The following is a 17313-nucleotide window of genomic DNA, read 5'->3' on the forward strand; positions in this document are numbered from 1 at the left end:
GGGATCGCGCCAGCTTTTAGAAATTGAGCAAGACAGTTGCTCCCACAAAGGTTGGATTGGTGTCCAACTTCTTGGGGGCAGTCCAAAGGTCGCGTCCTGGGCCAGATTGCGCTTGGCGAACGGCAGCGGCGGGCGGTGGTGGTGGCGCAGTTGCTCAAGGCTTGCTCAACGCTCGGTACTTGCGCGGTCTCCTGTGGGAGCGGGCGAGCCCGCGAAGCAGCCACCGCGTTGCAGGGCACCGGCCTTGCCGGTGTTCGCGGGCATGCAGGCTCCCACAGAGGTCGTCTACTGGTCCAGCTTGTGCTCGCCTACACCATCGCCAACCGCTGCTTGCGCGTCGGTGCAGGGAACGCCCGGTCGATCGCCCGCAGGTCTTCACCGGTCAAGGTCAGCGCTCCCGCCGCTGCATTGAGCCGCACGTGCTCGGGCGCCACCGCCTTGGGGATGGCGATCACGCCGTCATCGCGGGTCACCCAGGCCAGGCAGACCTGGGCCGGTGTGGCGCCATGGCGCTCGGCGATTTCCGCCAGTACCGGGTGCTGCAACAAGCGCCCGGCCTGAGCCAGCGGGCAGTAGGCCATGGTCGGCAAGCCACGTTTTTCGCACCACGGTAGCAAGTCGAATTCGATGCCACGCTGGGCCGGGTTATACAACACCTGGTTGGTGGCACAATCAGGGTTGTGCAGTTCGCGCAGGTCGTCGACGTCGAAGTTGGACACGCCCCAACGCTTGATCTTGCCTTGCTCGCGCAAGCGCTCGAAGCCTTCGACGGTTTCCTCCAGCGGGTGCTGACCACGCCAGTGCAGCAGGTACAGGTCGATGCAATCGGTGCCCAGCCGGGTGAGGCTGCGCTCGCAGGCAGCCGCCATGCCGCGCAGGCTGGCATTGTGCGGGTAGACCTTGCTGACCAGAAATACCCGGTCGCGGCGCCCGGCAATGGCTTGGCCAACGACCTCTTCTGCCCCCCCTTCGGCATACATCTCGGCGGTGTCGATCAGGTTCAGGCCCATCTCGATGCCCTGTTGCAGCGCCGCGACTTCGGCAGCCTTGCGACCTGGGTCTTCGCCCATGTACCAGGTGCCTTGGCCGATGGCTGGAACGCTAGTGCCTGCCAGATTTACGTAACGCATGTCACCTCCGGGATCCGGGTATTGGAAAGAAGCACCTCAAGCAGTGCTTGCGCTGCAGTGGAAAGCTTGTGCTCGCTGAGGGCAATCACGCCGATGCGCCGCTCGACAGTGGGTTCGACCAAGGTTACGCAGCGGGCACCCAGCTCCTGCATCTGGTTGATGCACAGCGCCGGCACGGCACTGACCCCCAGGCCGCTGGCCACCATGCGGCCGATGGTCGTCAGCTGGTGGCTTTCGAACGCGACTGCCAGCTTGCCGTGGCGGGCCGCCACATTCTGCTCCATCAACAGGCGCACCGCCGAAGGGCGTTGCAGGGCCACGAAATCTTCGGCCATCAGCTGTGCCCAGCTGACCTGGGGCAGCAGCGCCAAGGGCGAGTCGGCGGCCACTACGGCAACGAAGCGGTCCATGTACAACGGGTGGAAGTCCAGCCCATCGATGTTATCCGGCTCGAAGCCGATGCCCAGTTCGACGCGGCGATGGCGTACCAGTTCCTGTACCTGTTCGTTGATCACGTCGTGCACCGTGACGTTGACCTTGGGGTAGCGCTGGCGAAACACCTTGAGCGAGTGGGGCAACAGGTTGCCGGCAAAAGCCGGCATGGCCGCCACCGACACACGGCCCAATTGCAGGGTAAAGCGCTGGCGCAGCATCTCTTCGGTGTCGTCCCAGTCGGCCAGCAGGCGGCGTGCCAGTGGCAGCAGCACTTCGCCTTCGGCAGTCAGGCTGACGCTGCGCGTGGTGCGGCTGAGCAGGGCGCCGCCGAGGTTTTCTTCCAGCGCCTTGATGGTCAGGCTCAGTGCCGGTTGTGAAACGTGCAGGTGTTCACCGGCCTGGGCGAAGCTCTGGTACTTGGCCACGGCGACAAAGGCGCGCAGTTGTTTGACGTTCATGTCGGGCCTATCGTTTGTTTTGTAAAAATTATCAATCGATGACGAAAACAAAATTAACAAATCAGTCGCTTGCGGTGAAGATGTCTGCACACGCTCACCGACAGCCTCGTCGGTTAAACAACTACAAAAGGCGGATCAGCATGGCCGGACTGGACAAGCGCGTTGCAACCTATGAACAGGCCCTCGAAGGCCTGAGCGACAACATGACGGTACTGGCCGGTGGTTTCGGCCTGTGCGGCATCCCGGAAAACCTTATAAGCGAAATCAAGCGGCGCGGCGTCAAGGGCCTGACCGTGGTCTCCAACAACTGCGGCGTGGACGGTTTTGGTCTGGGCGTGCTGCTGGAAGACCGGCAGATTCGCAAGATGATCGCCTCCTACGTGGGCGAAAACGCCGAGTTCGAACGCCAGTTGCTCAGTGGCGAGCTGGAAGTGGAGCTGACCCCACAGGGCACCCTCGCCGAGAAAATGCGCGCAGGTGGTGCCGGCATTCCGGCGTTCTACACCGCCACCGGCTATGGCACCCCGGTTGCCGATGGCAAGGAAGTCCGCGAGTTCAAGGGCCGCAAGTACATCCTGGAAGAATCCATCACCGGTGACTTCGCCATCGTCAAGGGCTGGAAGGCCGACCACTACGGCAACGTGGTGTACCGCAACACTGCGCAAAACTTCAACCCGCTGGCGGCCACCGCCGGCAAGATAACCGTGGTCGAAGTGGAAGAAATCGTCGAACCCGGCGTGCTGCTGCCAAGCGAAATCCACACCCCGGGCATCTACGTGGACCGTGTCATCGTCGGCACCTTCGAAAAGCGTATCGAAAAGCGCACCGTCAAGGCCTGAGCGCCATCCACCCGAACAATAAAGAGATCCTGACCATGGCACTGACCCGCGAACAGATGGCGCAACGCGTTGCCCGTGAACTGAAGGACGGCTACTACGTCAATCTGGGCATCGGCATCCCCACCTTGGTGGCCAACTATGTACCCGCCGACATGGATGTGATGCTGCAATCGGAAAACGGCTTGCTCGGCATGGGCGAATTCCCCACCGAAAGCACCCTCGATGCCGACATGATCAACGCCGGCAAGCAAACTGTCACCGCCCGCCGCGGCGCCTCGATTTTCGATTCGGCACAATCGTTCGCCATGATCCGTGGCGGCCACGTCGACCTGACCGTACTGGGTGCTTTCGAGGTGGACGTGCAGGGCAACATCGCCTCGTGGATGATTCCGGGCAAGCTGGTCAAGGGCATGGGCGGGGCCATGGACCTGGTGGCCGGCGCCGACAACATCATCGTCACCATGACCCACGCCTCCAAGGACGGCGAGTCCAAGTTGCTGCCACAGTGCAGCCTGCCGCTGACCGGTGCGGGCTGCATCCGCAAGGTGCTGACCGACCTGGCCTACCTGGAAATCGAAGACGGCGCCTTCATTCTGCGCGAGACCGCACCAGGGGTCAGTGTCGAGGAAATCATCGAGAAAACCGCCGGCAAACTGATCGTGCCGGATGATGTGAAGGAAATGACCTTCTAAGGCATGACGTGATCTCACCTGTAGGCGCGGGTTTACCCGCGAATGCGTCGGTACATTGACCGCCGCATTCGCGGGTAAGCCTGTTCCTACAGGTTTTTTGCGTTGCCTGGCAATACCGCTTCATCCCATAAAACCAATAAAAGGAATTCAACCGTGGCCGCTGAAATCCAAGACAGCCGCTCCGCGCGCTTTGCCTTGCGCTGCTCCAACTGGGCTGAACGCTGGTTCCCCGACTCCTGGGTGTTCGCCGCGCTGGCGGTGCTGCTGGTGTGTATCGGCGCACTGGCCATGGGCGCCAAACCGACCGACACCGCCAAGGCTTTTGGCGACGGTTTCTGGAGCCTGATACCGTTCACCATGCAGATGGCCTTCGTGGTCATCGGCGGTTATGTGGTGGCCAGTTCGCCGCCCGCCGCGAGGCTGATCGATCGCCTGGCGCTCATTCCCGGCAATGGGCGCTCGGCAGTGTGCTGGGTAGCACTGATCTCGATGCTGGCCTCCTTGCTCAACTGGGGGCTGTCGCTGGTGTTTGGAGGTTTGTTGGTGCGCGCCCTGGCAAGGCGCACCGACCTGAAGATGGATTACCGCGCTGCGGGTGCGGCGGCTTACCTGGGCCTGGGTGCGGTGTGGGCGTTGGGCCTGTCATCCTCGGCGGCGCAGCTGCAGGCCAACCCAGCCAGCCTGCCACCTTCAATCCTGTCGATAACCGGGGTGATCCCGTTTACCGAAACCATCTTTCTCTGGCAGTCCGGTGTGATGCTGGCGGCGCTGGTGGTGGTCTCGCTGGTGATCGCCTACGCCACCGCTCCGGGCCCTAACAGCGCCCGTAGCGCAGAAGACTGCGGTGTCGACCCCAGCTTCACAGCGCCACCCGCGCCGCAACGCACGCGCCCGGGGGAGTGGCTGGAACACAGCCCGATCCTGATCCTGCTGTTGGTGGCCTTGGCTGCTGGCTGGCTGTATCAGGAGTTTGCGACAAAACCTGCGATTACCGCCATCTCGGGGCTCAACACCTACAACCTGTTGTTCATCATGCTCGGTGCTTTGCTGCACTGGCGCCCACGCAGCTTCCTTGACGCGGTGGCACGCGCGGTACCGACCACCACCGGTGTGCTCATCCAGTTCCCGCTGTATGGTTCGATCGCCGCCATCCTCACCCAGGTGAAGGGCGTCGATGAACAGACGCTGGCCCACCATATTTCACTGTTCTTCACCCAGATTGCGACCCACGACACGTATGCCGTGCTGATGGGCGTGTATTCGGCGGTGCTGGGCTTCTTCATCCCTTCGGGCGGCGGCAAGTGGATCATCGAGGCCCCTTACGTGATGCTGGTGGCCAACGACCTGCAGTACCACCTGGGGTGGGCCGTGCAGATCTACAACGCGGCCGAAGCCTTGCCGAACCTGATCAACCCGTTCTACATGCTGCCGTTGCTGGGCGTGCTGGGGCTCAAGGCGCGCGACCTGATCGGTTTCTCGTTCGTGCAATTGCTGGTGCATGTGCCGTTGGTGCTGGTGTTGCTGTGGGCGCTGGGTACAACGCTGCAGTACGTGCCGCCAGTGATGCCTTGATTCAAGGCCCCTGGAGGCTTGGCGTCAGCTTTCAGACGCGTATCATGGCTGCCTCAGCCTGGGAAACCCGCGTCACATGTCTATCCGATTGAAACTGCTGCGTAAGAAACTGGGGATGACCCTGGAAATGCTGGCCGACAAGACTGGCATGACCAAAAGCTACCTGTCCAAGGTCGAGCGCGGCCTCAACACGCCCTCGATCGCTGCGGCACTGAAACTGGCGAGGGCGCTGAACGTCAATGTCGAAGAGCTGTTCGCCGAAGAGCAGGCCGGGCAGAGCCGCTACAGCCTGGTGCGCCGTACCGAGCGCCAGGCCCTGGTTGGCGATGGGCAAGGGCCGGGGTACGCGGCCCTCACCAGTCAGGTTGGCCAGCGCAGCCTGCTGCCGTTTCTGATTCAGCCGCCGTCCGAGTTCAGCGACCCTACGTTCAAGGAACACCAGGGCGAAGAGTTCCTGTTTGTTCACGCAGGCCAGGTGGAAGTGGATTTCATGAGTGAGCGGGTGTTGCTGGAGCAGGGCGACGCCCTGCATTTCAACGCCCAGACGCCGCACCGGCTGCGCTCGGTAGGTGTGACACCGGCGCAGTTACTGGTTGTTGTTCACCACGCAGACGAATGAAAGCGCAAGGGGGGCAACTATGCCCCCCACACGTTCTCAGGCGTGAAACGCCAGGTTCATCGCAACCGCCCTCCCTTGCATAATCTGCATGTCGTTTTTTTGACGAATACGCCCATTGCCCATTGAATTTTATTATGGTGTCGGATCATTGACGTAGTGTCATTGTGCCCATAAGCTCAAATCAAATACGAAACAACCCCCGCAGCACCGCATTAATAACTCATTGATTTTCCTGTTTTTAGGAGGGGAGTATGCGCACGACTCTGATAATCAAATCGATGTTCTTGCTGGTGATGCTAAGTGGTGCCGCCCGTGCGGCAGATTCGTATATAAATCAGAACAGTATCATTCCTGTTTCAACTGCTGGCTGGTTCTTTGCCTTTGCTGTAGTCGGTTTTGTTGCCGTTGCCAACCGCAGAAAGATCTGAACCGGCTGCCTTGTACCTGAAGTGACTGCTCCTTGCCGCGAAGCCACAGGCATGGCTTGTGAATTCTCCAACCGTTGCTATATTCCCAGTAGCCCGTAGGACCAACATTTACAAGGCGTTGCAGCCACGTCTGCAGCGTCAAGGCAAGGGCCTCCAGGAAGGTCGAGGCCATCGCGGCAGCAGTGCGCCGTGAAGCGGAGCGAGAGTTGGTGTGTTGTTCTCATTCAGTGCTCTTTGTCGGGCCATTTGGCCGGAGGGACCCTCATGGTGCGTTCAATGTTTGCCGCTTTCTGCATGCTGACGGTGTGGTCTGGCGCCGGTAACGCCGACCAGAGCAGTGCTGCCTACCTGCTCAGCCCCGGCGATGTGGTGATGGTATCGGTGTGGCAGGAAGACAGCCTGCGTCAAGAAGCCACCGTACTTCCCGATGGCAGTATCACCTTCCCCCTGGCCGGGCGCATTGATGTCGCCGGGCTGGACGTGACGGCAGTCGAAAAGCAGGTCGCTGCCAAACTCGAAAAATACCTCCCCGACCCTAACGTCAGCGTTGTCGTCAAAAGCATTGCCGGCAACATGGTCTATGTCCAAGGCAAAGTGATCAAACCCGGGCCCGTGCAAATGGCAGGCCCCACGGCGGTATTGCAGGCGCTGAGCATGTCGGGCGGCCTGGACAAGTTTGCAGATGAAAGCGAAATCAAGGTGGTCCGCGGCACCGGTGCTTCCCAAAAGATCCTGCCCGTGCGATATAAGGACCTGGTGTCTGGGCGGGACATGTCCACCAACATCCAACTTCAGGCTGGCGATACGCTGGTCGTTCCTTGATCTTGCCTTTAATAAGAACATTTAATGCCTCTTCTTAGAACAACTCGCATTGCAACGGCAATCTTGGTCTTGCCGTTCACGGACGCGGTACTGGCGGCAAATTGGCAGTCTACGGTGGTGGTACCGACATCCGTCGAATACGACAGCAACCCATTGCTGCTGACCTCGGGGGAAAAGGGCATAACGCGCACGATCATCGCGCCGGATTACACCCTGATCGGCACTTTTGACCGTGACGAATTGAGGTTGGGGCTTGGCATGCATGTGCTGCGCTCGTCCGATACGGATATCGTCGATGACCGTGAAGACCCTGATATCAGCCTGGGTTGGCAGCGCACCACCGAGCGGGGGCGGTTCGGCCTGGTGGGGCGCTACAACGAAAGCTCGACGCTGTCGGGCACAGTACTGGATACCGGGGTGATTACCACCGACGGTACGCAGAAGCTTTACACCTTGACTGGCAACTGGAGCCAGGCGGTGACCGAGCGCAGTACCTTGAGCAACGAAACCACCTACAGCCGTGCCCGTTACGACATCAGCACGCTGACGGGCTACGACGAACTGGCGAACGTCTTTACCTGGACTTACGCCTGGAGTGAGCGGGCTGACCTGTATACCCGTTTTGGTGCCCGGCGCTATGAGCCCGAAGAGGACCTTACCGCGACCGCTTCCAACAGCTACAGCCCGGCAGTCGGCATCAAATACCAGCTTGCCGAAGGCTTGAGCGCCGATGCCCATGTTGGCGTCAACCAAGTGTCAGGCGACGACGGCGGCCGGCGCGGGGAGGGTGGGGTTGCGTTGCTGTACACCGGCACGCGTGCCGATGCCAGCCTTACCGCCGAGCGCAGCACGGTGGCGAGCGCCGAAGGCGGCTTCGCCGAACTGGACCAGGTGCGTGGTGTGTGGAGCTATGCGCTGACCGAGTTGTCCCGGGTGGGCGCCGACGCCGCGTGGCAAGACAGCAAAGGGCAGTCGCCCAACACGCTGCAGACTTACAGCGTATGGGCCAGCCGCCAGTTTTCGCCTTACTGGGACCTGCGCCTGTCGCTGATGTACAAGGAACGGCAGCAGGACCATGTACCGGATGCGACCGCTACGATCGTTGGTTTGACGTTGACGTACAGGTACCCCGACATCTGAACTTCAGGCAGGTGGCCCTATGAAGTCTGACTACGAGCTCTCCCTCAGAGATTACATCGCCATTATCAAGGACAGGGCCCTGGTGTTAGGGGTGAGTGCCGCAGTCATTCTCGCCGCGACCGTGGCCGTCGCGTTGATGGTGCCGCCGATCTACCAGTCGACCGGCACCATTCTGGTAGAGTCGCAGCAGATTTCGCCTGAGCTGGTGTCGACCAACAACACCAGCTTTGCCGATGAGCGCATCGAAGTGATCCGCCAACGGGTGATGACCCGTGACAACCTGCTGCGCATCATCGGCAAGTACGACCTCTTCGCCGACAAGCGCTTCAGCGAAAGCGACAAGATCGACCAGATGCGCAACGCGATCGTGGTCGAAACCCTGACCACCTACGTGCGCGGTCGTGGTGAAGCGACCGTGGCGTTCAATGTTTCGTTCGAGCACAAGCAGGCACAAGTGGCCAAGGAAGTCGCCGATGAACTGGTGACGCTGTTCCTCAACGAAAACCTCAAGCAGCGCACCGAGCGGGCCAACGAAACCACCGAATTCCTCACCCAGGAAGCCAACAAGCTGGGTGCCGAGCTGGCCAGCCTGGAAAACCAGCTGGCCGATTTCAAGCAGGCCCACGCCAATGCCTTGCCCGAGCACCAGACCCTGCGCATGAACATGCTGTCGCGGGCGGAGCTGGAATTCCGTGAGGTCGACCGTGACTACAAGGCTGCCCAGGAAGAGCTGCGCTACCTGGAACTGGAGCTGTCTGCGGCCAATGCCGGCCTTGCCACCAAGGTTGCCGAGGGCACCCGGCCAACCCGTGCCGACCTGCCCGAAGACCTGCCAAGCCTGAAAGCCGAATACGCGCAACTGCTGACCCGCTACAAGGACGCCCACCCGGATGTCGTGGCGGTCAAGCGCAAGATCCAGGCGCTCGAAGCCAGTGGTGGTCGCACTGCGGCAGTGTCCACGGTCAGCCTCGACGCGGCCCGTGTCCGCGCCAAGATGAGCGCCGCCCAGGTGCGTATTGCCTCGCTGGCTGAACAAAAGCGTGAGCTGACCCGGAAAATGGAAGGCTACGAAGCCGAGATCCTCGAGGCGCCGCAGGTCGAGCGTGGCCTGGTGACCTTGATGCGTGACCACGACAACGCGCGCAAGAAATACGAAGAGATTCGTGCCAAGGAAATGGGCGCAAAGATTACCGAAAGCCTGGAGCAGGAGAACAAGGCTGAACGCTTTGTGCTGCTGGAGCCTCCCCTGTTGCCTGAGAAGCCGATCAAGCCTAACCGCAAGAAAATCGCTGCGCTGGGCCTGGTGCTGGCACCGGCCGGTGGCGGTGCGCTGGTGATGCTGCTGGAAATGCTCAATCAGCGCGTGCGTGGCGTTGGCGCCCTGGAAAGCCTGCTGGGCAAACGGGTGCTGGTGGCACTGCCCTATATCGATACCCGGGCCGACGTGGCCCGACGCAAGCGCTGGCGCAATCGACTGATCCTGGCGGCACTGGCGCTGGCAGCTATCATGATAGGGCTGGTGCACGTGTTCTACATGCCACTGGATGTGCTGTTGTACAAAGTCATGTCTCGGTTTGTATAGGGAAAGCAGTGATGGACAGGATCAAGCCGGCTGTTGGCAACAATATTCATCAGGTTACCCCAGGTACTCCCCAGGCACTGTCTCCCGCCCCCGGTACGGCGCTGGCCGAAGTGCCGGGTCAGTTCGATTACGTGAACACCAAGGTGGTACCGCTGCGTGCAGACCACCTGGAGCGTAACCGCATCGTGGCGTACAACAAGAACTCCAACATGAACGGGCCGATCGACCTGTTGCGTACGCAGGTGCTCAGGGCCATGGACGAGAACGGCTGGCGTACCTTGGCCATCACCTCGCCAACGCCGGAAGCGGGCAAGACCATGCTGGCGATCAACCTGGCCATGAGTATTGCCCACCACACCACCAAGACTGCGTTACTGGTGGACTTCGACCTGCGCCGGCCCAAGGTCGGCAGTTACCTGGGCCTGCCCATGGAGCAGGCACTGAACGAGTTTCTGACGGACAAGGCCGAGTTGCAGGACTGCCTGGTCAACCCCACCTTGCCGCGCTTCGTGGTGCTGCCAACGCGGGTACCCGTGCCCCTGTCGACCGAGATGCTGTCCTCGCCCAAGGTGAACAACCTGATTGGCGATTTGCGCAACCGCTACGAATCGCGCATCTGCATTTTCGATTTGCCACCGCTGCTCAGCTCGGACGATGCGATCACCGTGTTGCCCAAGTTCGACTGCGTGTTGCTGGTGGTGGCCAACGGAATGAACAACAAGAAGGAAATCGAGGATTGCCTGCATCACCTGGGCACGGTGAACCTGATCGGGACAGTGTTGAACAAGGCTGACGAACAGCCACGCACCTATTACTGAGCCTTCTGGCAATACGCTTTCAGGCGCAGCCTTGTGCTGCGCCTGAAGGCAACGCGGGCAACTCAGCGCTTCCAGGGATACTGCAACTCCCACTGCCACGCATGCCGCACAATCTGCTCCAGCGAGGCGAATGCCGGGCGCCAGCCCAGCACCTGCATGGCTTTGCTCGCATCCGCCACCAGCCGTGGCGGGTCGCCGGCGCGGCGCGGTGCGTCAAGGGCAGTGATCTGTCGCCCGGTCACGGCCCGGGCCGTATCGATCACCTGCTGCACCGAAAAGCCCAGGCCATTGCCCAGGTTGAACGCGGCACGCTCGCCACCGTCCAGTAGATAATCCACAGCCAGTGCATGGGCCGCCGCCAGGTCTGCCACATGCACGTAGTCGCGTATGCAGGTGCCATCCGGCGTGTCGTAGTCGCGACCAAACACTGTCACCGCCTCGCGCCGGCCAGATGCAGCCTGCAGGATCAACGGGATCAGATGGGTTTCCGGCTCGTGACGCTCGCCTAGCTGGCCTTCCGGGTCAGCGCCCGCTGCATTGAAATAGCGCAGGCTTACCGACTTCAAACCATAGGCCCGGTCGAAGTCCTCAAGAATCTGCTCGACCATCCATTTGCTCAACCCATACGGGTTGATCGGCCCCTTGGTGTGCGCTTCATCGATCGGCACGTACTGCGGGTTGCCGTATACGGCGGCACTCGAAGAAAACACCAGGTGCCGGATGCCGGCATTGACCATGGCCTGCAGCAGGGAAAGGGTGGCTGCAACATTGTTCTGGTAGTACTTGCCTGGGGCACTGACCGACTCGCCCACTTGAATGAACGAGGCGAAGTGGAACACCGCATCGAAGCGGCACACGCCAAACAGCACATCCAGTGCGGCTTCGTCGGCGATGTCGAGCTTGGCCCACTGGATACCGGGGCCAGGTGAGACCAGGTCCGCCACCAGCACTTCATGGCCGGCGTCGAGCAGGTGCTTGACCATGTGCGAACCAATGTAGCCCGCACCACCCACAACCAGATATTTCATCCCTACCTCCTGGAATCTGCTGTTTACAGACGCAGTGAACACTCCCTGACACGTGCAGGTGGGATGATCAGCTACAGGTGACCTGAGCGTAGATGGCCATATGCTCTATTTCAAGAATAGCCAGTTGGACATGTAGGTACCGTCGAAGGTAATGGTGTATTGCCCATCCTTGTAGGCCACCGGCAGCGGTTTCAGCTGCTCCCGTGCATCGCGGGCGAACAGTTTCAGGCCGGCGGGCGCCTTGATGTCCAGGCGGCCTTCAAGGGGCTCGACATTGAACGGCGTCTTGTCATCGGCCTTGGGCATGGCACGGGTGCCCAGAGACAGCAGAAGCTCGTGCGACTGGCCCAGTGGCTTGCCGTCCAGGCTCTGGACCACGACGCTGGCGTAAGGCGTTTTCGTTTGTATCTGAATGGCACCCAGGTTGATCGGGCGGCCGCCCAGCCAACCGCTGGCGGCTTGCGTCAGTGGCGTGTCGATGGTGTAGATGCCTTGTTGCCAGTTGCGCCTGAGTTCGCCTGTGTCGGTCACCGACTCGGTGGCATCGGCGGCCAGCAGCGCTTGCCCCGGGTCGTGCAGCACCTGCGCGTCTGCCGGGATGGGCGCGGGTTTGAGCCAAGGCAATTCCGGCGTGTGTGGCAGGGCGATCTGCAACTGGCCCTTTTCCATGGCTGTGCGCAGCAGCGGTGAGTTACGCGGGGTGATTTCCTGGTTGTACAGGGTGGCAGGTGTCGGTGCGAACACGTAGCGAGTGGTGGCGGGTTTCACGTCCGCACGGCGATAGAGCAGGGCAGCGGCGGGCAGGGTGGCGATCATCGCCGGGTCGTTGTACGCGTGCCAGTTGTCCGCCGTGCGCCAACCGGGGTTGAACGCCTGTTGGCTGTAGGCGTATTGCAGCATGGCGTCCCAGCCTTGGTGGCTGGCGGTGCCAGCGATGTAAATCGGCAGCGAGTGGCGGTCAGGCAGCGGGAAGGGCTCGGCGTTCCACTCGGTGACGGTCAGCGGTTTGCCGACGACCTGGGCGGCAGCAATCCAGTCGATCATGCCGTCGCTGGTCAGCGGGTTCTTCTCCAGTTGGCCTGTGTCGCCGTAGCTGTGGGCGTCGATGACATCACCAACGCTCAGTGCCGGCAGTGCGCTAAGCCCATTGCCGCCCCAGGTGCTGGTGGTAGCAATGGGGACTTTCACGCCCACGCTGCGCAAGTGGGCGATCATGTCGGCATTGAAGCGTTGTTCCAGCTCGTTGAGCAACAGCTTCGACGGCCCATGCTCCCAGGCACGCCAGGTCAGGTCGGCGGGTAGGTCAAACTGTTTGGCAAAGGCCTTGGCCGCCGTCATGTAGCGCGCACTGTGGCGGGGTACATCCTTGTTCGGCATCAGGGCGTTGCCGTAATGCTGGGTCAGGTCATTCTCGTTGGTGATCAGCACGGCGGCGATGGCCGGGTCGTCCTTGTAGGCCAGGCCCGTGTACTCGTTCACATGGGTCAGGTACTGCTCGGCGAAGCGTTTCATCGCTTGCCGGATACTGTCATTCACGTAGGCGTAACCTTTCAGGTCGACGCGACCGTCCTGCTCGGGCAGCTCCTTGAAGTCTTCGATGTGGTCGTTGGCGGTAAACGCACGCTGCACATGCATGTCCAGCCAGATGTAGATGCCTTCGTCCTTGAGTGACTTGATCCACAGGTCGAGCTTGCGCAGCGATTCGGTGCTGAGCTGCTGGGTATCGCGCACCAAGGTGCCGTCGCCAAAGACGTTGGGGCTGACCCAGGGCGAGTCGTGGTGATGCAGGCGCACCAGGTTGAAACCCAGTGCCGAAAGGCGTTTGGCTTGTTGGCGGATTTCGTCGTCGGGGCTCTTGAACAGCGAGTAGGCCGACAGGTTGGTGCCCCAGAAGCGTACCGGGGTGTTGTCGGCGAACATCAACTGGTCGCCGACCGCCTTGACGAAGCCACGCTTGCCGGCGGGTTTTTCCGCTGCGTTGAGGAAAGACAGGTCCACCGGCGAGGTGCGCCAGTCCAGCTGGTCATCAGGCCAGGTGGCGGGGTCTGCCAGGCCGAAGCGCTCGCTGGGTGTCGGGCCGAGTTCGATGTCGCCGGTCACGTTGAGCACGGCCTTGAGCTGCTGGCGGCCGGCGCTGATCGGGTCCTTGTAGAGGAATGCGCGCAGCTCGGACGGGTTGCCACGCTCGAAATAGACCTTGGCCAGTGGCGGGTCGAAGCGCATTTCGATGCGTCGCCCCTGGTCAGCCTTGCCCCACGTCCAGCCGCGGTTGTCGGGCAACAATTGCGGGGCCCCCATGTCGCCGGCGATTTGCGCCGGGTCGAACTGGAACACCAGGCCGCCACCCATGACACCGCTCTGGCGGCTGTGGGCGTCGAGGTCGAAGGCCCAGCTCAGGGTTTGCGCCTGTTCCTTACGGATGTCAGCCTGCAGGTCGAAGTCCAGTTCCTTGTTCTTCCCCCGCAGCGTGTAGTGATAAGGGCCATTGACCTTGAAGTCGGTATAGAAACCGGTCCAGCTCCAGTTGGCAGCCCAGAAATCGAATTTGGCCTTCATGACCGGTCCACCGCCGTGTGTCACGGTAGGCAAGCCATTTTGCTCATCGACACTGACCTGCCAGTCTGAAGCCCAGCTGGCCAGCGGCAGCAGGGCCAGGCCGGCAATGGCCGAAAGGCGCACGTAATGACGCAGGGACAGCCTATTCATGAACATTACCTGGGTTGTAGGTCGGGTTCTGCCAGTTCCACGGCCGGGCTGTTGTGCAGCCGGCGAACCATCTGGATGTAGGCCACGCCCAGGCCAGCGATAGACCAGTACACCACCGGGATGAAGGTGATGCTGCTGACCGTGAAGATGATGACCAGAATGCCGATCAGCGTTGCCAGCAACACCCGGCCGAGCTGTCGTCGCTCGTCGTCCTTGTCGGCAAAGCTGAGCATGGCCTTGCGGATACCCCGCAGCACGACGGCAAAGAACGCCAGGAACAGGCCTAGCCCGACCAGGCCGACCCGCAACGCCAGGTTGATGTAGGTGTTGACGATGTCGATGATGCCGTCGCCCTGGATCATCGCCTGCATTTCGGGTGTGTTGCGGAAGTCGAAGGAGCCGAACAACGGGTTGCGCTGGATGACGATCCACGAGTTGTCCATCAGCCGCTCGCGGTAGGTGATGTTCTCTTTCTCGAGGTTACCGATGAACGGCAGCAGGTCCAGCACCTTTTCGCCCCCAGGCACGACGGTCAGCAAGGGCAACGCCAGCATGCCAGCCGCACCCAGCAGCGCCAGGCGCTTGACGGCGCCTTTGCCCAGGGCGATGAATACCACCACGATGACCACCGCGCCGATCCATGGGCCACGCGACAATGGCGCGAACAGCCCGGCGGCCAGCAGCAGGGCGCCCATGGCCCTGTGCAGCGGGCGTTGCACATAGCCCTGCACGAACAGGAACAGGCCGATGGCCACGCTCATCACGTAACCCAGTGCAATCGCCTGGCCGGTGGTGACGCTTGCCCGCAGTGCACCGCCCCGGCTCAGGTAGCCGGACATGCTCCATGGCACGCCCATGGCGTCGACCAGGGCGCTGTACAACAGCCAGTGGCGCACATACTCGGCCACAGCGATCAGCGCCATGACGAAGGAGGCGAGCACGAAGGCCAGCAGGGTGTCCTTGAAGTCGCTGATCTGGCGCAGGCCACGGCTGGCCACGTAATACGGCAGGAGAACGTCGACATACAGGTACAGCGCCTGGCGCAGCGTGTCGGTAAGGGTGGTTTCGCGCAAATAGAGCACGCTCATCAGCAGCAGGCCTGCCGCCAGCAGTTTATCGGCCCAGGTGCGGCCAAAGCGCAAGGTGTCACCTTGGCGGCGCAGGTGCAGCGCGGCCGGCAGCAGCACGCACAGGGTCAGCAGGCGAATATGGTTCAGGTCGACCAGGTAATTGACCACGCCAAACCCGGGCACCTGCACCGACGCTGGCGGGATCAGGAACAGCAGCATGTAGAACAGCGCCATGGGGTTGTGCTCGCGGCGCCCGGCCAGCAACAGGACGACCGCGCCCACCCCCAGGTACAGCCAGAAGCTGTGGGAGAAAAAAGCCAGCAGGGTCAGCAGGAACCACAGATTGCGCCGGCGCTTGTAGTCGCTGAGCGGAATCAGGTCGGTGGCAGGCCGCCGGGCCATCAGGAAGACCACGCTCGCCAGAAACAGGATGACGATCAACGCACGAAAATGTTCAGGCATCGGCTATGTACACCTTTCCCTTGGTGGGCAACGGCTAGCATCGTGGCTAATTGAAACTATAGTGACTTTTAGCCAATCAGTCAGAGATTGAAGTCATGCCGTCGATTGATGTGTCAGCCACCGCGAGCCTGCGCAAGCGGGCCCTGAGGGCCGGGTCTTGGAACCTGGTCTCGCAGGTGGCTTCACAGGTGATGCGCCTGGGCGGCAATCTGATCATGGCCCGCTTGCTGCTGCCGGAAATGTTCGGGGTGATGGTCATTGCCACCACTGTTTCGATACTGCTGCATTTGCTTTCCGATGTCGGCCTGCGCCAGAACATCATTCAGAGCCACCGCGGAGACGACCCGGACTTTCTCAATACCGCCTGGACCGTGCAGATCATCCGCGGTTTCCTGCTGTTTGCCCTTACCCTGCTGCTGGCCCTGGGGGCTTGGTTGGCCCAACTGGCTGAGCTGTGGCCGGCCGACTCGACCTATGCCGCGCCCGTCCTGCCGATGGTGCTGGCGGTCACCGGCCTGTCGGCGGCCATCTGGGGTTTCCAGTCCACCAAGATAGATGTGGCGGTACGCACTTTCCAACAAAAGCGCGTGGTACTGGTCGACCTTGCCTCGCAGGTGGCCGGCCTGGTGGTGATGCTGGTGCTGGGCTTGCTGACCCATTCGATCTGGGCGCTGGTGTTATCAGGCCTGGTTTCGGCGGTCGTCTGGACCGTGCTGGGGCATACCGCCCTGGAGGGGCCCAACAACCACCTGCGCTGGGACCGTTCGGCGCTGACCGAGCTGATCGTGTTTGGCCGCTGGATCCTGTTGTCGTCGATGGTCGGCGTGCTGGCCATGTACGGCGACCGCATGTGGTTTGGTGCCAGCATGTCGGCGGCGCAACTGGGTGTGTATTCGATCGCCGTGCTGATCCTGGGTGCGGTGCAGACCGCGCTCATGAAAATTGTCGGCGCGGTGGCGCTGCCTGCTTTCAGCGAAGCGGCCCGGGCCGACGATAAGCCGCGCCTGAAAGCGCTGTATTTCCGCTTTCGGCTGCTGGTCGACCTGCTGGTGCTGTTCATTTGTGGCGGTTTCCTGACCGCCAGCCCGCTGCTGATCGGCTGGATGTATGACGATCGCTACCGCGAGGCAGGGCCGATGCTGGCGATTCTCTCGCTATCGTTCATCGTATTGCGCTATACCTTGGCTCATCAGGTGTGGATTGCCTTGGGCCTGACCAAGTACCAGGCCATGGACAACATCATCCGCCTGGTCTCGTTATGGGGGCTGTTGCCGCTGTTACTGGCGATTGGCGGGGTGGAGTGGGCTATCTGGGGGGTTGCCCTGCATGCTGTGCCAACGCTGGTGCTGGTTGTGTATGTGAACTGCAAACTGGATATCTTCAGCCTCAAACGTGAACTGGTGGTACTGCCGATGTTGCTGGTCGGGGCGCTGTGCGGGGCACTGTTGACGGCCTTTTTCAACTGGCTGTAGCGCAGTTTGCCGGGTGTAACTTTCATGGCTACAGGTCACG

The 17313-nt window shown here is 61.4% G+C and carries 15 protein-coding genes; 10 read left to right on the top strand and 5 right to left on the bottom strand.

Features of this window, described 5'->3' with window-relative positions:
- Positions 1–308: 308 nt before the first annotated feature.
- A complete protein-coding gene (locus tag V7787_RS00005; RefSeq protein WP_104887586.1) occupies positions 309–1130 on the bottom strand; it encodes an aldo/keto reductase in 822 nt (273 codons plus the stop codon).
- Positions 1118–2023 carry a LysR family transcriptional regulator gene (locus V7787_RS00010; protein WP_010954013.1) on the bottom strand — a complete coding sequence of 302 codons (906 nt, stop codon included), beginning with the start codon at positions 2021–2023 and terminating at the stop codon, positions 1118–1120. Before V7787_RS00010 ends, V7787_RS00005 begins: the two co-directional genes overlap by 13 nt.
- Before the next feature lie 140 nt (positions 2024–2163).
- Between V7787_RS00010 and V7787_RS00015 the strand changes: the two genes are divergently transcribed.
- The 9 genes from V7787_RS00015 to V7787_RS00055 all read left to right on the top strand — a co-directional run bounded on the left by V7787_RS00015 (position 2164) and on the right by V7787_RS00055 (position 10535).
- Positions 2164–2862, top strand: a complete 699-nt coding sequence (locus tag V7787_RS00015) for a CoA transferase subunit A (RefSeq protein ID WP_020192902.1) — start codon at positions 2164–2166, stop codon at positions 2860–2862.
- 35 nt (positions 2863–2897) lie between these two features.
- The gene (locus V7787_RS00020; protein WP_004576290.1) at positions 2898–3554 is read left to right on the top strand and encodes a CoA transferase subunit B; all 657 of its coding nucleotides are present in this window, start codon (positions 2898–2900) and stop codon (positions 3552–3554) included.
- A gap of 153 nt (positions 3555–3707) precedes the next feature.
- On the top strand, positions 3708–5126 hold the full coding sequence (locus tag V7787_RS00025) for a short-chain fatty acid transporter (RefSeq protein WP_064492808.1): 1419 nt from the start codon (positions 3708–3710) through the stop codon (positions 5124–5126).
- Between the two features lie 76 nt (positions 5127–5202).
- Positions 5203–5745 (top strand): helix-turn-helix domain-containing protein, encoded by a 543-nt coding sequence (locus V7787_RS00030; RefSeq protein ID WP_064492807.1) that lies wholly within the window; start codon positions 5203–5205, stop codon positions 5743–5745.
- 251 nt (positions 5746–5996) lie between these two features.
- Positions 5997–6173 (top strand): EPS-associated small membrane protein EppA, encoded by a 177-nt coding sequence (gene eppA, locus V7787_RS00035; RefSeq protein ID WP_004374238.1) that lies wholly within the window; start codon positions 5997–5999, stop codon positions 6171–6173.
- A 264-nt stretch (positions 6174–6437) separates the two neighbouring features.
- A complete protein-coding gene (locus V7787_RS00040) occupies positions 6438–6995 on the top strand; it encodes a polysaccharide biosynthesis/export family protein (RefSeq protein WP_014591044.1) in 558 nt (185 codons plus the stop codon).
- A gap of 24 nt (positions 6996–7019) precedes the next feature.
- Positions 7020–8135 (top strand): hypothetical protein, encoded by a 1116-nt coding sequence (locus V7787_RS00045; RefSeq protein ID WP_064492806.1) that lies wholly within the window; start codon positions 7020–7022, stop codon positions 8133–8135.
- Positions 8136–8154: 19 nt separating this feature from the next.
- Positions 8155–9717 (top strand): GumC family protein, encoded by a 1563-nt coding sequence (locus tag V7787_RS00050; protein ID WP_064492805.1) that lies wholly within the window; start codon positions 8155–8157, stop codon positions 9715–9717.
- Between the two features lie 11 nt (positions 9718–9728).
- Positions 9729–10535 carry a CpsD/CapB family tyrosine-protein kinase gene (locus tag V7787_RS00055; protein ID WP_004576287.1) on the top strand — a complete coding sequence of 269 codons (807 nt, stop codon included), beginning with the start codon at positions 9729–9731 and terminating at the stop codon, positions 10533–10535.
- 62 nt (positions 10536–10597) lie between these two features.
- On the opposite strand, the gene galE is transcribed toward V7787_RS00055, so the two are convergent.
- From galE to V7787_RS00070, 3 genes are all read right to left on the bottom strand, one after another.
- The gene (gene galE, locus V7787_RS00060; RefSeq protein WP_064492804.1) at positions 10598–11563 is read right to left on the bottom strand and encodes a UDP-glucose 4-epimerase GalE; all 966 of its coding nucleotides are present in this window, start codon (positions 11561–11563) and stop codon (positions 10598–10600) included.
- Positions 11564–11668: 105 nt separating this feature from the next.
- Positions 11669–14269, bottom strand: a complete 2601-nt coding sequence (locus V7787_RS00065; protein WP_336084623.1) for a glycosyl hydrolase family 5 — start codon at positions 14267–14269, stop codon at positions 11669–11671.
- Between the two features lie 5 nt (positions 14270–14274).
- Entirely contained in the window at positions 14275–15801 is a 1527-nt protein-coding gene (locus V7787_RS00070; protein ID WP_064492803.1) for an O-antigen ligase family protein, read from the bottom strand.
- Positions 15802–15896: 95 nt separating this feature from the next.
- Here V7787_RS00070 and V7787_RS00075 point away from each other — a divergent pair, with 95 nt between their 5' ends.
- Positions 15897–17273 carry an oligosaccharide flippase family protein gene (locus tag V7787_RS00075; RefSeq protein WP_104887589.1) on the top strand — a complete coding sequence of 459 codons (1377 nt, stop codon included), beginning with the start codon at positions 15897–15899 and terminating at the stop codon, positions 17271–17273.
- Positions 17274–17313 lie beyond the last annotated feature (40 nt).

This window comes from Pseudomonas sp. CGJS7, assembly GCF_036961695.1.

What these genes read in the sequence shown, in the direction of transcription:
- V7787_RS00020 (WP_004576290.1), top strand. Translation starts at nt 2,898, where the DNA reads ATGGCACTGACCCGCGAACAGATGGCGCAACGCGTTGCCCGTGAACTG.
- V7787_RS00070 (WP_064492803.1), bottom strand. Translation starts at nt 15,801, where the DNA reads ATGCCTGAACATTTTCGTGCGTTGATCGTCATCCTGTTTCTGGCGAGC.
- V7787_RS00040 (WP_014591044.1), top strand. Translation starts at nt 6,438, where the DNA reads ATGGTGCGTTCAATGTTTGCCGCTTTCTGCATGCTGACGGTGTGGTCT.
- V7787_RS00065 (WP_336084623.1), bottom strand. Translation starts at nt 14,269, where the DNA reads ATGAATAGGCTGTCCCTGCGTCATTACGTGCGCCTTTCGGCCATTGCC.
- V7787_RS00075 (WP_104887589.1), top strand. Translation starts at nt 15,897, where the DNA reads ATGCCGTCGATTGATGTGTCAGCCACCGCGAGCCTGCGCAAGCGGGCC.
- eppA (WP_004374238.1), top strand. Translation starts at nt 5,997, where the DNA reads ATGCGCACGACTCTGATAATCAAATCGATGTTCTTGCTGGTGATGCTA.
- V7787_RS00030 (WP_064492807.1), top strand. Translation starts at nt 5,203, where the DNA reads ATGTCTATCCGATTGAAACTGCTGCGTAAGAAACTGGGGATGACCCTG.
- V7787_RS00010 (WP_010954013.1), bottom strand. Translation starts at nt 2,023, where the DNA reads ATGAACGTCAAACAACTGCGCGCCTTTGTCGCCGTGGCCAAGTACCAG.
- V7787_RS00055 (WP_004576287.1), top strand. Translation starts at nt 9,729, where the DNA reads ATGGACAGGATCAAGCCGGCTGTTGGCAACAATATTCATCAGGTTACC.
- V7787_RS00045 (WP_064492806.1), top strand. Translation starts at nt 7,020, where the DNA reads ATGCCTCTTCTTAGAACAACTCGCATTGCAACGGCAATCTTGGTCTTG.
- galE (WP_064492804.1), bottom strand. Translation starts at nt 11,563, where the DNA reads ATGAAATATCTGGTTGTGGGTGGTGCGGGCTACATTGGTTCGCACATG.
- V7787_RS00015 (WP_020192902.1), top strand. Translation starts at nt 2,164, where the DNA reads ATGGCCGGACTGGACAAGCGCGTTGCAACCTATGAACAGGCCCTCGAA.
- V7787_RS00050 (WP_064492805.1), top strand. Translation starts at nt 8,155, where the DNA reads ATGAAGTCTGACTACGAGCTCTCCCTCAGAGATTACATCGCCATTATC.
- V7787_RS00005 (WP_104887586.1), bottom strand. Translation starts at nt 1,130, where the DNA reads ATGCGTTACGTAAATCTGGCAGGCACTAGCGTTCCAGCCATCGGCCAA.